This is a genomic window from Vibrio sp. MMH1-50, from assembly GCF_022347645.1.
Classification (GTDB): domain Bacteria; phylum Pseudomonadota; class Gammaproteobacteria; order Enterobacterales; family Vibrionaceae; genus Vibrio; species Vibrio harveyi.
The window spans coordinates 1-13,987 of record NZ_JAKRGG010000047.1 but is presented as its reverse complement, the minus strand read 5'-3'; the positions used below and the strand labels follow the sequence as shown (position 1 = coordinate 13,987).

General features: G+C 46.1%; 11 protein-coding genes. 5 read left to right on the top strand and 6 right to left on the bottom strand.

Annotation, left to right across the window (positions count from 1 at the left end; translation table 11 throughout):
• Nucleotides 1-7: 7 nt before the first annotated feature.
• The 3 genes from MHO32_RS22940 (at nucleotide 8) to copI (ending at nucleotide 5,552) form a co-directional block, all read left to right on the top strand.
• Nucleotides 8-1,732, top strand: a complete 1,725-nt coding sequence (locus tag MHO32_RS22940) for an efflux RND transporter periplasmic adaptor subunit (protein ID WP_239214280.1) — start codon at nucleotides 8-10, stop codon at nucleotides 1,730-1,732.
• On the top strand, nucleotides 1,729-4,938 hold the full coding sequence (locus MHO32_RS22935) for an efflux RND transporter permease subunit (protein ID WP_239214277.1): 3,210 nt from the start codon (nucleotides 1,729-1,731) through the stop codon (nucleotides 4,936-4,938). Before MHO32_RS22940 ends, MHO32_RS22935 begins: the two co-directional genes overlap by 4 nt.
• Nucleotides 4,939-5,015: 77 nt before the next feature.
• On the top strand, nucleotides 5,016-5,552 hold the full coding sequence (copI, locus tag MHO32_RS22930; RefSeq protein ID WP_239214274.1) for a copper-resistant cuproprotein CopI: 537 nt from the start codon (nucleotides 5,016-5,018) through the stop codon (nucleotides 5,550-5,552).
• A gap of 62 nt (nucleotides 5,553-5,614) precedes the next feature.
• Here the strand turns inward: copI and MHO32_RS22925 are convergent, their stop codons facing one another.
• Nucleotides 5,615-6,946 (bottom strand): ferredoxin reductase family protein, encoded by a 1,332-nt coding sequence (locus MHO32_RS22925; RefSeq protein ID WP_050940037.1) that lies wholly within the window; start codon nucleotides 6,944-6,946, stop codon nucleotides 5,615-5,617.
• A gap of 212 nt (nucleotides 6,947-7,158) precedes the next feature.
• Here MHO32_RS22925 and blaCARB point away from each other — a divergent pair, with 212 nt between their 5' ends.
• Nucleotides 7,159-8,010 (top strand): CARB/PSE/RTG family carbenicillin-hydrolyzing class A beta-lactamase, encoded by an 852-nt coding sequence (blaCARB, locus tag MHO32_RS22920; RefSeq protein WP_239214271.1) that lies wholly within the window; start codon nucleotides 7,159-7,161, stop codon nucleotides 8,008-8,010.
• Nucleotides 8,011-8,068: 58 nt separating this feature from the next.
• On the opposite strand, the gene MHO32_RS22915 is transcribed toward blaCARB, so the two are convergent.
• Both MHO32_RS22915 and MHO32_RS22910 read right to left on the bottom strand, forming a co-directional pair.
• Nucleotides 8,069-8,641, bottom strand: a complete 573-nt coding sequence (locus MHO32_RS22915) for a GNAT family N-acetyltransferase (RefSeq protein ID WP_069687743.1) — start codon at nucleotides 8,639-8,641, stop codon at nucleotides 8,069-8,071.
• A gap of 7 nt (nucleotides 8,642-8,648) precedes the next feature.
• Nucleotides 8,649-9,812 carry a MerR family transcriptional regulator gene (locus MHO32_RS22910; protein WP_239214268.1) on the bottom strand — a complete coding sequence of 388 codons (1,164 nt, stop codon included), beginning with the start codon at nucleotides 9,810-9,812 and terminating at the stop codon, nucleotides 8,649-8,651.
• Nucleotides 9,813-10,006: 194 nt separating this feature from the next.
• On the opposite strand from MHO32_RS22910, the gene MHO32_RS22905 reads away from it, so the two are divergent.
• Nucleotides 10,007-10,660: a DsbA family oxidoreductase gene (locus tag MHO32_RS22905; RefSeq protein WP_050934743.1), complete on the top strand. Its 654-nt coding sequence runs from the start codon at nucleotides 10,007-10,009 to the stop codon at nucleotides 10,658-10,660.
• A 472-nt stretch (nucleotides 10,661-11,132) separates the two neighbouring features.
• Here MHO32_RS22905 and MHO32_RS22900 read toward each other — a convergent pair whose 3' ends face one another.
• The 3 genes from MHO32_RS22900 to MHO32_RS22890 all read right to left on the bottom strand — a co-directional run bounded on the left by MHO32_RS22900 (nucleotide 11,133) and on the right by MHO32_RS22890 (nucleotide 13,670).
• Nucleotides 11,133-11,531, bottom strand: a complete 399-nt coding sequence (locus MHO32_RS22900) for an NUDIX hydrolase (RefSeq protein ID WP_045486787.1) — start codon at nucleotides 11,529-11,531, stop codon at nucleotides 11,133-11,135.
• Nucleotides 11,532-11,559: 28 nt separating this feature from the next.
• Nucleotides 11,560-12,075, bottom strand: coding sequence for a GNAT family N-acetyltransferase (locus tag MHO32_RS22895; RefSeq protein ID WP_239214265.1), 516 nt, complete (start codon nucleotides 12,073-12,075; stop codon nucleotides 11,560-11,562).
• Nucleotides 12,076-12,263: 188 nt separating this feature from the next.
• Complete coding sequence (locus MHO32_RS22890) at nucleotides 12,264-13,670, bottom strand: cytochrome-c peroxidase (RefSeq protein WP_005452598.1); 1,407 nt, start codon at nucleotides 13,668-13,670, stop codon at nucleotides 12,264-12,266.
• Nucleotides 13,671-13,987: the final 317 nt, after the last annotated feature.

Here is a 13,987-nt window from a genome sequence, read left to right as displayed (position 1 = left end):
TATAAGAATGAAAACATTACAAGTTGCAACCATCGCGCTGATTGTTGGTGGTGCTTTAGGGTTTGGTGCTAATCATTTTCTTGCGGACTCAGCTCACGACATGAGTGCGATGGGTGGAACTTCCGCAGCAAGTTCTAATGATCCACTCTATTGGGTTGCTCCAATGGATCCCAACTACAAACGTGATAAACCGGGTAAATCTCCAATGGGCATGGATTTGATTCCGGTTTACGCAGAAGACCTCTCCGGTGAACAAGAGGCGCCCGGTACGGTTACTATCGATCCTTCAGTAGAAAATAACCTCGGGGTCAAAACCGCAAATGTGGCACTACAACAGTTATCACCACGCATCGAAACGGTTGGTTATATCGCCTTCGATGAAAGTCTGTTATGGCAAACCAACGTTCGTGTTGCAGGTTGGGTAGAAAAACTCTACATCAATGCTGTGGGTGAGAAGGTGAAGAAAGGCGATGTGCTTTTCACTCTCTACTCTCCGGAACTGGTTAAGGCACAGGAAGAACTGCTGAATGCTTACCGTACTGGTCGTAAAGGGCTAGTGAAAGGGACGACTGAGCGCTTAGTAACGCTTGGTGTTGACCGTGCACAAATCAAATCCATTACTCGTCGTGGTAAAGCATCCCAAACCATTGAAATTAAAGCTCCTGCTGATGGTGTTATCGCGAGCTTAAACGTGCGAGAAGGTGGCTATTTGTCTCCGGCTCAAGCGGTGATCAGTGCTGGTCCTTTGGACAATGTTTGGGTTGATGCGGAAGTCTTTGAGCGTCAAGCACATTGGATGAAAGCCGGCTCTCAAGCCACGATGACCCTTGACGCCATTCCGGGTACTGAATGGCAAGGTGTCGTGGATTACGTGTACCCAATCCTCGACCCGAAAACACGTACATTACGCGTACGTCTCAAGTTCCCTAACCCAAATGGCGATCTAAAGCCTAACATGTTTGCCAATATTGCGTTGCAGCCTGTCACTGACGATGCGGTATTAACCATTCCTAAGTCATCCGTTATTCGCTCCGGCGGTATGACTCGTGTTGTTCTGGCTGAAGGTAATGGCAAATACCGTTCTGCTCGAATTGAAGTCGGTCGTGAAGCTGGCGAACAAATCGAAGTATTACAAGGACTTAAACAAGACGACAAGATCGTAACGTCATCTCACTTCATGCTTGACTCTGAATCAAGCCAGTCAGCAGATCTGTCTCGCATCAACGGCATAGAAGCAGCGGCAGAAACGGCATGGGCAAAAGGCGAAATCACAGATGTAATGAGAGATCACCGCATGCTGACCATTAACCACCAGCCGGTACCAGAATGGGATTGGCCAGGCATGGTGATGAACTTTACTTTTGCTGATGGCGTCGAGATGGGTGACTTGAAAAAAGGTCAGGCTATCGAATTTGAAATGCAGAAAACAGAATCTGGTCAGTATCAAATCGTTGACTATAAGGCAGACAACAGCGTCATCGCAGCAGAAGTTTGGCTAACTGGTGACATCACGATGCTGATGGCTGATTTTGGCATGATTACCTTAAACCACCTACCCGTAGCAGAATGGAATTGGGATGCGGGCGAAATGAACTTCTCTGTCGGTGAAGAGGTGGATTTATCAGGTTTTGAAGAAGGAGAAAAAGTTCGGTTTCTAGTTGAAAAACAAGGATCTGATTACATTCTTAAACAGCTAACGCCAGCAACAGAGGCGGTTGAGGAATCACTATGATCAGTGCAATTATTCGTTGGTCATTGAGCAACCGTTTCTTAGTGTTGATCGCGACCTTAGCTCTTGTATTAGGCGGACTTTACAGTGTAAAGAATACGCCTGTTGATGCCATTCCGGATCTTTCTGATGTGCAAGTGATCATCAAGACAAGCTATCCAGGTCAGGCTCCTCAAGTCGTCGAGGATCAAGTCACTTACCCACTCACAACCGCCATGCTTGCCGTGCCGGGTGCTGAGACGGTTCGTGGCTACTCCTTCTTTGGTGACTCTTATGTTTATATCATTTTCAACGATGATACCGACATGTACTGGGCACGTTCTCGCGTGTTGGAGTACTTAAGCCAAGTAGCACCAAAGCTCCCACCGAACGCAAAACCAACCCTAGGTCCTGATGCAACGGGCGTAGGCTGGGTTTACAGCTACGTATTACAAGACAAAACTGGCAAGCATGATTTGGCTGATCTTCGCAGCCTGCAAGACTGGTTCTTGAAGTACGAGTTGCAAACCGTTGATGGCGTCTCTGAAGTCGCTACCGTGGGCGGTATGGTGAAGCAATACCAAGTACAGATTGATCCTGCCAAGCTGCGTGCTTACAACCTCACTTTGCAACAAGTGAACATGGCAATCCAAAACGGCAACCAAGAAACCGGCGCGTCCGTTATCGAAGTTGCGGAAGCCGAACACATGGTTCGTACCACGGGTTACTTAACCAGCATTGAAGATATCAAATCACTGCCTCTAAAAGTCACCGAGAAAGGCACGCCGTTACTATTAGGAGACATCGCAGACATTAACCTTGGTCCACAAATGCGCCGTGGTATCTCTGAGTTGAATGGCGAAGGTGAAGCTGTGGGTGGGGTTATCGTGATGCGCTTTGGTGAAAACGCCAGTGAAGTGATTGCGAAAGTCAAAGACAAACTTGCAGACCTACAACGCAGCCTACCAGAAGGCGTAGAAATTGTGGCAACCTACGACCGCTCTACCCTTATCGATTCAGCGGTAGAAAACCTATGGAAGAAGCTTGCAGAAGAGTTCATCGTCGTTGCGATTGTGTGTGCGTTGTTCCTATTCCACATTCGTTCTTCATTGGTTATCGCTCTGAGTCTACCTGTCGGTATTCTTAGTGCGTTTATCGTGATGCATTGGCAAGGCATCAACGCCAACATCATGTCCTTGGGTGGTATTGCGATAGCCATTGGTGCCATGGTGGACGGTGCAATCGTGATGATTGAAAACGTTCATAAGCACATTGAACGAACACCACTGACCGACAAGAACCGCTGGCAAGTAATTGGCAAAGCCGCAGAGGAGGTCGGCGCACCGCTGTTCTTCTCGTTGCTGATCATTACACTTAGCTTCGTACCGGTGTTCGCCTTAGAAGGTCAGGAAGGCAAGATGTTCTCGCCGCTTGCGTTCACTAAGACTTACGCCATGGCAGCGGCAGCAGGTTTGGCAATCACACTCGTCCCTGTTCTTATGGGCTACTTCATTCGCGGTAAGGTATTACCGGAACACAAAAACCCGGTTAACCGCGGCTTGGTCGCGTTGTACCGCCCGCTGTTGAACACCAGCTTAAAATACCCTAAGACCATGATTGTTATTGCATTAGGTCTAATGGCGTCGGCTTACTACCCAACCAGTAAACTGGGTAGCGAGTTCATCCCACCGCTGGATGAAGGCGACTTGATGTACATGCCAACGACCTACCCAGGTATCTCGATTGGTAAAGCGCGCGAGCTTCTGCAACAAACCAACAAGCTGATCAAAACCGTTCCAGAAGTGAAAACCGTATGGGGCAAGATTGGTCGTGCTGAGACTGCAACCGATCCAGCGCCACTCACCATGATCGAAACCGTGATTCAGTTGAAGCCACGCGATCAATGGCGTGAAGGCGTAACAACCGAGTCGCTACGCAAAGAGTTCGATAGTCTGGTTCAGTTCCCTGGTCTTACTAACGCTTGGGTTATGCCGATCAAAACGCGTATCGACATGCTGGCAACGGGCATCAAAACCCCTATCGGTATTAAGATCGCCGGACCCGATCTGAAAGTGATCGAGAAAATCGGTTCTCAGTTGGAGCCAATTCTTAATGGTGTACAAGGCACGGCATCGGTTTATGCAGAGCGTGTAGCAGGAGGCCTCTATGTCACGATCGACATTAAACGTCGTGCGGCAGCGCGTTACGGTTTAAGCATCAAAGATGTTCAGCAGGTGATCTCGACCGCGGTGGGCGGCATGAATGTGGGTGAAACCATCGAAGGCTTGGAGCGTTACCCAATCAACGTTCGTTACCCACAAGACTACCGTGACTCAGTGGTAAAACTGCAAAACTTACCGTTAGTGACACCAAATGGCGCTCGTATTGCACTGGCTGACGTAGCAGACATTCGTTACGAAGACGGTCCTCCAATGATCAAGACGGAAAACGCACGTCCAAACGGCTGGGTGTTTGTCGACATCGATGGTCGTGACCTTGGTTCTTACGTCGTGGAAGCGCAACAGGTCGTGGCAGATCAACTGGAGCTTCCTGCAGGTTACTCGCTGGCTTGGTCTGGTCAATACGAATACATGGAGCGTGCGAAAGATCGCTTGAGTGTCGTGGTACCAATCACCATCGCCATCATTATGCTGCTGCTTTACTTCAGCTTCCGTCGTGTCGGCGAAGTGATGATCATCATGCTTACCCTACCGCTCGCTATGGTCGGTGGTTTGTGGCTCATGCATATCCTCAACTACAACTTCTCGATTGCCGTCGGGGTCGGCTTTATTGCCCTAGCAGGTGTCGCAGTTGAGATTGGGGTCATCATGCTCGTCTACCTCAACCAAGCGTGGCACTACAAAAAACTCGATGCGGAAGAGAGCCAACAAAAGCTTGAGGCGAAAGACCTAACCGATGCCATTCGCGAAGGTGCAGGCTTACGTGTTCGCCCAGTAATGATGACGGTACTAACGGTCATTATTGGTCTAATTCCGATCATGTACGGCGAAGGTACAGGGTCAGAAGTGATGCAACGTATCGCCGCACCAATGATTGGTGGTATGGCATCAGCACTGCTACTGACGCTATTGGTACTTCCTGCCATCTTCAAGCTGTGGAAACAACGCGAGTTGCGCCCAAGTAACTCAACTCCTAGTCAAGCAAGTACGCAAGCTGGTAATCAAATCGAAAACGCCGACAGCAAAGATCGCACTGGCAACAAAGCGTAATCCCTACCTTCCCCTCAAACAATCCGTTTTGAGGGGAAGTAACCAAGTTATTAATGAATTAAAACAAGGATATAAAAATGAAAAAGACACTAATCACTCTTGCTCTAGCCCTAACTACAACGGCTGCCTTTGCCCAAATGGATCATGGTCATATGAAGCATGAAAATATGGACCACGGCAGCATGGAAATGGACCACAGTAAAATGGACCATTCAAACATGATGGATATGCCGGGCATGTCGGCAGTTGGTATGCCAGCAAAAGGCGCAAAACCAGATAAAGTGGTACACGTTATCTTAGGTGATGACATGACAATCAAGTTCAAGAAGGACGTTAAGATTGAGCCAAACGATGTGGTGCAGTTTGTAGTCATGAACACGGGTAAAATCTACCACGAGTTCACTATCGGTTCTGCCAAAGAGCAGCTAGAGCATCGTGAAATGATGAAGACAATGACTGGTGGGCACATGCACGACTCAGGCAATTCTGTGACGGTAGAACCGGGCAAAGCGAAGCAGTTATTGTGGCATTTCCACGGTGACAACAACGTTGAGTTCGCGTGCAACATTCCGGGTCATGCGGAAGCTGGCATGGTTAAAAATATCGAGCTGTAGTATCAAATCAAATATACAAAAGGAGCTGTTCATTCAGCTCCTTTCTCATTCAATAACGATTTTTATCTCATTACAAACAGCTCTTCGTGATAGCTTCTTTCAATATTAAATTGACACGCCTCGAGCTCTTTTTTCAATGTTTTTGAGAACGCTTCAGGTCCACAGAAGTACATTTCATACTGATTTAAATGACCACATTGCACGATGATACGCTCAGCATTTAAACGTGGTGCTTTCAGTGTGTCTATCACATGCAAGTTGACGTTGGCTTGGTGAGCAAGGTGCCATAGCTCATCAACTAAATGGCTATCCACACCACGTGTACAATAAAACAAGTGCACGTTATTGTTACTCGCTTTCGTTTTTAATGCTTCCAAAGCAGCAAAGAAAGAAGCAATACCTACGCCGCCAGCGACCCAAATTTGCGGTTTATCTAAATCAAATGCTAAACGACCGTAAGGACCTTCTATCGTGACTGCGTCCCCATTTCGCACTCGTTCATAAAGCCCAGTGGTAAAGTCGCCCAGCTCCTTGATTAAGAAACGCAGTTCGTTACTTTCACTACCGGATACAATGGTAAATGGATGCGCATCTTCGTCACCAAAGCGTAAGTAGGCAAATTGCCCCACATTGTGCCCTTGCCAAGACGCTTCTGGTTTTAAAACTAACTCCATCACCTCTGCTTGTGGGAAGTAACGTGTAGAAGTCACCATAGCGGAGTGTTTATTCCGACGTCCAACCAAGCCAAACAAACTGTAAAGTGCGGCGATCGAACCAACGACTGCAAAGGCGACCGTAACGTAGTAAACAGGCTCACCCCAGTACGCGCGTTTTAACAACAGCACGGAATGAATAGCAATCAATAGATAAGCAGCCGACATCAAACGGTGAGAGAGTTTGAACGGTTTGTATTTTATCGCACTCCACAAAGAAACCACCAACAACACCAACAGTAAGTAGAACCCCCACTCACCAAGGCTCTGCCCAAATTCACGTAAGCCACTAACCCAAGCTTCAATGCCAAACAAATTACCAGCAGGTCCTGCTCCTGAGTGTTTTACTGGTCTCGCCAATACTCCCGACATAACCAACCATTTCGGCACTTGATACCAAAGCCAGTGCACAATACCCAATGCAACACCGCTAATACCTAACCATTTATGCACTCGATACGCTTTGTCCATGCCATGTAGCCAGTTTTCAACCACAGGCAGACGCATTGCCAACACCATGGTGACCGACATCAACATCAAAGACAAAATGCCTGAATATTGGATCATGGCAGATCGCCATTCAAAGACATTGCTGGAAGAGAAAAGCTGCGGCTCCATCGCAAACCATAAAACGGACATCACGGCGATCATTGCCCAGATGATATTGCGGATTGTTTTCATGATTGGTTACTCGGTTAATCGACAACTTTACTTTAGTCCTTCACATGTAAAACAACGTCAATAAGCGTAAAAACGGGTAAAGCTTGGCATATGCAAAGATTCCTACAGAAAAAAGACATGAATCTAACAGTTATTAGAGTATTCACTCGTTATAGTTCCGGGTAATGTCACCAGAGTAAGAACTGGTATTAATAACACTAAGAAAATCAACGATGAAAAAGCTATTTCTGCTGCTCGGATTGTTAGCCTGTTCAAGTGCAACTTACGCCGCCAAAATCAATGAAGACCTCGCTGCAATAGAAGAACGTATCTCAGGTCGCATCGGTGTTTCGGTTTGGGATACACAAACCGATGAGCATTGGGATTATCGTGGCGATGAGCGCTTTCCCATGATGAGCACCTTCAAAACACTCGCATGTGCGACCATGCTCAATGACATGGATAATGAAAAGCTCGATAAGAACGCGACCGCTAAAGTAGAAGAACGCAACATGGTGGTGTGGTCTCCGGTGATGGACCGCATGGCTGGTCAAACGACTCGCATTGAGCATGCTTGTGAAGCCGCGATGCTGATGAGTGACAACACCGCAGCCAACATTGTTTTGCGCAGTGTGGGTGGACCTCGTGGTGTGACAATGTTCTTGCGTACCATTGGAGACAAAGCAACCCGACTTGACCGTTTTGAGCCGAGATTGAATGAAGCGAAACCGGGCGACAAGCAAGACACGACAACACCTAACGCCATGGTAAACACCCTGCACACCCTACTAGAAGGCGACGCGCTATCGTATGAATCTCGCATTCAATTAAAGATCTGGATGCAAGACAACAAGGTATCTGACTCTCTAATGCGTTCTGTGTTGCCTAAAGGCTGGTCAATTGCAGATCGTTCTGGCGCAGGCGGTTTTGGCTCACGTGGTATCACCGCGATGATCTGGAAAGAAAATCACAAGCCTGTTTACATCAGTATCTATATCACCGGCACCGATCTGTCACTGCAAGCTCGTGACCAAGTGATTGCTCAGATTAGCCAACTGGTGTTGGACGAATACAAAAATATTTAACACTAACTTTATGATTAACAACGGAGCTCTCAGGCTCCGTTTTTTCTAGTGCACAATCCTACCAATACGCAGGACTATCCAAACCTTGCACGCAAGAAGATGTGCCTTGAGTTGGCATCAACTCACCTGTAAATGATTGTGCCAACCAACCATGTGGAAAGCTCAAGGCATGTGGCGCTTTGAACTGCTCCTCGGAGACTTGTTGGAACCCAACGCGCGAATAGAAGTTAGGATCGCCGTAGGTAAATACCAACTCAATGCCTTGCTGTTTTAAGTGTTCCAGACCAAAGTTGATCAAGGTTTGTCCTACGCCTTTTCCTTGGCATTCTGTCAGAGTTGCCATTGGTGATAACAGATAACCTACTTCACCACTCTCAAAGCGTAGTGGCGTAAACAACACACCTGCAATTAAACGTTCACCTTGTTTAGCCACAAAGCCTTTTAGCTCCTGTTCTGGGGTTGTTGTCAGTAAGTCACCGACGAGCGAGCCGATGGTTTTGCCTTCTACTTCGCCTTCAGAATCAGAAAAGGTTTGAGTAAATAAAGCGATCATCTCGCTGCTCATTACTCTCTCGTAAGGAGAAAATGTGTAGTTTGTTTTTTGTGTGTTTTGATTTGTTGTTTCGTTCATTTTTCTATCAATCTTTTTGTAAGATATACATCTGATACGCCACTTCGTTACGACGGCGTTTAACGATATCTAATTCAACTTGTATGTCTTTTAATGCTTGCGATTCCAGCACCTCAGCTTTCAAACTTTGCACACGCTCATCTAAAGGAACGTAGTAGTTATCCCATGCCTGTTGGCTAATTGGGAACGTCTCTAGCGCATGGTATCCCGCTGCATTTGCTTGCTTAATTCGCTTCTCGACACTGCCCACATCTGGGTACTCTTTTTTCCAGAACGCCACCGTATCTTCACTTGGAGTATCGGTGTTCCAAACCAAATCGCTCAGCACTAAAATACCACCTTCTTTAAGCAATGGACGCCATGCTTTGAATGCGTTCTCCACGCCCATGATGTATGCACTGCCTTCTGCCCAAATGACATCGGCCGAACCTTCTGCAAACGGGAGCTCTGTCATGCTGGCACACACTGTTGTGATCTTGTCCCTTAAACCGAGAGTTTGGGCTTTGCCTTTCAGGCGCTGCAACGATGGTTCGTCATTATCAACAGCAGTAACATGTGCGTGTTGAGCCAGCGTGCGAGTCGCGATACCTTGTCCACAGCCGATTTCCAGAATTTCATCAGGTTGCGTAGGTAGCATACTCAATGCCTTCAAGGTGTCTTGCTCTGCTCCCGGCCCCCAAAATTCCAAGGCTTCATATACGCGGAAGAAGTCCGCCATGTAATCTTCATGAGTGTTCATATCTTTTGATAACCAACGTAAGTGAAGGGCTTCTTTCTCGCTAAAACCTTGCGTCATAAGCCATTTCAAGTGCGCATCCGGTGCAACTTCATCCAACGATTCATGCCAATCGGTTAACGGTGTTTCGCCCAGCAGCGCCGCCAAAAGCTGACGTGATTTCTGCTTTTGCTCAATCTCTTCATCGAGGAGCCTGAGCCTTTCTAGCATCAATTGGCGATCTACTTTAGCTTCCAGACAGGCTTTACACTCCTTGAGCGTCAGTCCGCCGCTTTGCAATTGCTGGATCAAACGCAAGCGTTGTAGATCCGCATCGCTATAAGCGCGGTAGCCGTTGCTTAACCGTTGCCCTTTGATGAGCTCAATCTTCTCGTAATAGAGCAATGTGGTGCGAGACAAACCCAGCATCTCTGCCAGTTCCGATATCCGATACATGTAATTTTCCTCAGCGCTGATGAAAGCATCTTAAACTGTAGAGTTATAGACAGGTCAACATGAATTGTAGGAAAAGATACGATCAAAGATAAAACGCGGAGAGAAAAGCATCAGGTTACTAAAAGGTAACTGGTTGAATTAACACTCTTGGTCTCCATATCCATTTTATAACTCGAAAAAGTAAGGTCTGCTTTATGGAATCAGTAATCAAAATCGACGTAGTTTCAGATGTGGTTTGCCCTTGGTGCATCATCGGCTACAAACGCTTACAACAAGCAATTCAAGAGCTAGGATTGGAAGACAAAATTGAGTTGGAATGGCAACCGTTCGAATTGAACCCAAACATGCCAGCAGAAGGTGAAAACCTACGCCAACACCTAGCGAATAAATACGGAACAACGCCGGAAGACAGCGTTCGTGCACGCGATAACCTGACTAATCTGGGTAAAGAAGTGGGATTCGACTTTGACTACTTTGATGACATGAAGATGGTCAATACGCGAGATGCACACGTACTGCTGCAATGGGCGGAGCAATTTGGTAAGCAAACTGAATTGAAGTTAGCCCTGTTTACTGCGTTCTTTGGTCAACGCAAAGATGTCTCTGACCGAAGCACACTGGCAGCGATTCTGACTGACATTGGTTTAGATGCAAATATGGGCATCGCCACCCTAGACGATGCAAGTAATGCTGACTCTATCGAGTATCAAGAAAGCCAATGGCATCAACTTGGCGTGAGCTCAGTACCAACAGTGGTGTTCAATATGGAAAGTGCTGTGACAGGCGCACAACCAGTGGAAGTGTATAAACAAATCCTAACAGAGTATGCGGAGAAGTTAGGACAGTAAGGTTGAAGACTCGCGAGATAGGCATATCGTTCACTTCGATACGCCTATCTATGTATTTACTTACAGCTTGGTATCAAGGTCTGATACATGGTTTTAAAACCTCGCAAAGACACGTCTACCTTTTCAACTTTTGGTGCATCGCCTTTCAACTCAACCTTCAGCGAATTTGCTTGGTAAAAATCATTAAGTTGCTCGACTGGCACTGTAGCCCATAAAGCAACAAATTAAGCAGCAACCAAAGAACCAGAGGTGGCAACTGCTTAAAGCAATTGCTCATTTTGAATTGCATCAGTACCGACAAGCAAAACCATTATTGGAATCTTTACTTGGAGGCAAGTTTGACAGCTCTGCCAAACAATGGCTGATTCAAATCGATTATCTGAATAGCGATTAGAACAAAGCTCGAAAGACAACGCCCGTAATGCTCTCACATTACGGGCGTGTTGCTTTCTATCAGTGACTCAAGGATGCGCTATTTCACCAGTCCTTGTTCCACCAACTGAGGGAATACGTTATTGCGAAAAATCGTGCTTATCGCGATGTCATCCACGTTTGAAGAATCTATCCATTGGCACTCTTCGATTTCGTTACTGGCAACCACCTCGCCCGAGTAATCGCTAACGAAGAACACATCCATGACCAAAGTAATGCCGTCTTTATCGTGCGCTGGTGCTTCAAATCGCCCAAACAATACCAAGTTCTCTTCCGTTACCTTAATCCCCACTTCTTCATGTAGCTCGCGACATAATGCTTGCTCTGAAGTTTCGCCACTATCAAGTTTGCCACCTGGCGCGTAGAAGGTGTCTTTGCCTTTTGAACGTAACACCAGAAGTGCGCCGTTTTTAATGATGATACCTGCTGACTTATGCATATTGTGCATCTTGCTTTCCTTCTAAGCGTTAGAGAAACTTCTCAATCAGAACTTCATTGATATACTGACCGTTAATCTTGGCGTGCTTCTTTGCCGTACCAACTACTTCAAAACCATGTTTTAGATACGTGGCAAGTGCGTTAGGGTTGTCTTCTCTCACATACGCAAACAGCTTTTCATAACCTTTCGATTTCGCATCAGCAAAGGTAGCGGTAAACAGAACCGAAGCCACACCTTGGCGACGATACTTTGCATCAACGAAGGTACCGATAATACCAACGTGCGCAAACGCCTTGGTATAACCGGCGAAAGGCTCTACGTTTTGGAAACCCAGCACAGTGCCCTCTTCTTCACTCTCATCGATTAGGTTCAATGCCACATTAAATACGCCCATTTCAGGAAAGCTCTCAATAAAGCTTTCTTCCTCTTCTGTCGTAAAGGTGGTATCGAGAATCGTATATAAGCCCTCTTCGATAATTGGGTTCAACACTTCGGTAATGCCTTGAGCGTGTTGTTTTTGTGCGTTCTTAACTATCACTTTCATAATATTTTTCGTTCTTTTTATATGGATGAAATTAAGGCGTCATTATCATCTAGAAGGGTCGACAAACCAATCACTAAAGTGCTGATTTGGTTGAGTTCGGAGCATAAAAAAGACCACCTCAGTTCAAGGTGGTCTTAAGTGTGGGAGCTATCTTTTATCAAAGATTCGCTTTGGCATATTACTTAAGCTTAACTCAATGGGCGGCCTTCATAGTCACCCGTCAAGGTTTTGAGGAAGGCTTTGATGGCGTCAACTTCTTGTTCTGACATCTCCACACCGACTTGATACTTACCCATGTCGTAGATGGCTTTGTTTAACGTATCCGCATGACCATCATGGAAGTATGGCGGCGTCAGTTCAATGTTGCGTAACGTTGGCACTTTGAACTTATGCTTATCTTCTTTATTGCCAGTGAAGTTGTAGCGACCAAGATCTGCATCGGTCATTTCTGTGCCACGGTCTGCGAAGTAATCGGCTTTCATACCCATGGTTTCAAACGTTTCACCACCCATGGCTTCACCTGCGTGACAGGTTTGGCAGTCGTATTTCTTGAACAACATCAAACCATATTTCTCATGTGAGTCCAGTGCATCCGTATTACCCATCAAATACTGGTCGAAACGGCTGTTTGGTGTGGTAAGCGTTTTCTCAAACTCGGCAATCGCGTCCGTAATGTTGTTGCCATTGATGTCACCTGAATAAACCTTTTTGAACATCGCGACCATTTCTGGGTCTTGGCTTAACTTGTCGACAATTTCATCCCAATCCACAGAGCCCATTTCAATTGGGTTAAATGGAGGACCACCAGCCTGATCTTGCAGATCTGCAGCACGACCATCCCAGAATTGCAGTTTGTTGTACACGGCATTGAAAACAGTTGGCGCGTTAATACCACCGACTTGACCATGAATGCCAACAGAGGTTACTAGTCGGTCCACGCCGCCTGTATCAAGGCTATGGCATGATGCACATGAGACACTATTGTCTCCTGACAATCGCGTGTCATGATAAAGCACCTTACCCAACTCAGCTTTATCTGCATCAGTTTCAAACGTGGTGTAAATTGGCTGTAGGACTTTGCCTTTACGCTCTTCAGATACAGGCGATTGCGCATGACGCTCTGATCGTTTTTCGCGAATCCACTTTAACAGCGTGTGCTTTTCATCTTTTGACATGCTTGCTGACCAGTGCATGGTCAGGTAAATGGCTGGCGGCATGGAATCGTCGTAAAGCACTTTCTCAAGTCGAGCAAGCGCAACCTCAGACACTGGGTCACTTTGCTTCACGTCATCAAACAAATTGGTCATATCAAAGTGGCGCATCGCGACTTTGACGTCCGCTTCCATTATCTGTTTCGCGACTGGCATTTCTGAGTAGAAAGGCATTTCGCTATTTGGTGTATGGCAGTAACCGCAGCCTTTGTCTGCCAGTACTTTCATTGCTTGGTAATCCAACGTAGATTGATCTAACGAGCTAAATTGCGTCAGATTCTGTTGAGCTACCTTTTTATCGTCTTGGTTCACCATGTAAACGGTACCGAAGTAAGCCACCAAACCAACTCCCACGATCCCTAGTGCTATTTTCTTTTTATTCATAACTGTTCCCCTAAATCAGTTAAGGCGAAAGTTATTGAAATGCCCAAATATTTAAAAATGGGAAAAAGGAATTAATATTAATCGAATATTTAGATGAGCAACTAATTTAACATCTAAAGTTTATAAAAACAGACACTTGTAGAGATAAGTAAAAAATACAACATAAAAACAACAACTTAAAACCAAAGCTTTTATTGATATTAGTCAAAAATGGTATATATACCCAAGTGACTTCAAGATGCAGGATTCAGAGCGCTGTCATTGATTCGAGAGTAAGGAAAACAACGCAGTGTAATAGCTAGCTCTTTCCAAGTTGT

Bases quoted from the DNA above. Each gene is read 5' to 3' on its own strand.
- MHO32_RS22940 (WP_239214280.1), top strand. From the start codon at position 8: ATGAAAACATTACAAGTTGCAACCATCGCGCTGATTGTTGGTGGTGCT.
- MHO32_RS22935 (WP_239214277.1), top strand. From the start codon at position 1,729: ATGATCAGTGCAATTATTCGTTGGTCATTGAGCAACCGTTTCTTAGTG.
- copI (WP_239214274.1), top strand. From the start codon at position 5,016: ATGAAAAAGACACTAATCACTCTTGCTCTAGCCCTAACTACAACGGCT.
- MHO32_RS22925 (WP_050940037.1), bottom strand. From the start codon at position 6,946: ATGAAAACAATCCGCAATATCATCTGGGCAATGATCGCCGTGATGTCC.
- blaCARB (WP_239214271.1), top strand. From the start codon at position 7,159: ATGAAAAAGCTATTTCTGCTGCTCGGATTGTTAGCCTGTTCAAGTGCA.
- MHO32_RS22915 (WP_069687743.1), bottom strand. From the start codon at position 8,641: ATGAACGAAACAACAAATCAAAACACACAAAAAACAAACTACACATTT.
- MHO32_RS22910 (WP_239214268.1), bottom strand. From the start codon at position 9,812: ATGTATCGGATATCGGAACTGGCAGAGATGCTGGGTTTGTCTCGCACC.
- MHO32_RS22905 (WP_050934743.1), top strand. From the start codon at position 10,007: ATGGAATCAGTAATCAAAATCGACGTAGTTTCAGATGTGGTTTGCCCT.
- MHO32_RS22900 (WP_045486787.1), bottom strand. From the start codon at position 11,531: ATGCATAAGTCAGCAGGTATCATCATTAAAAACGGCGCACTTCTGGTG.
- MHO32_RS22895 (WP_239214265.1), bottom strand. From the start codon at position 12,075: ATGAAAGTGATAGTTAAGAACGCACAAAAACAACACGCTCAAGGCATT.
- MHO32_RS22890 (WP_005452598.1), bottom strand. From the start codon at position 13,670: ATGAATAAAAAGAAAATAGCACTAGGGATCGTGGGAGTTGGTTTGGTG.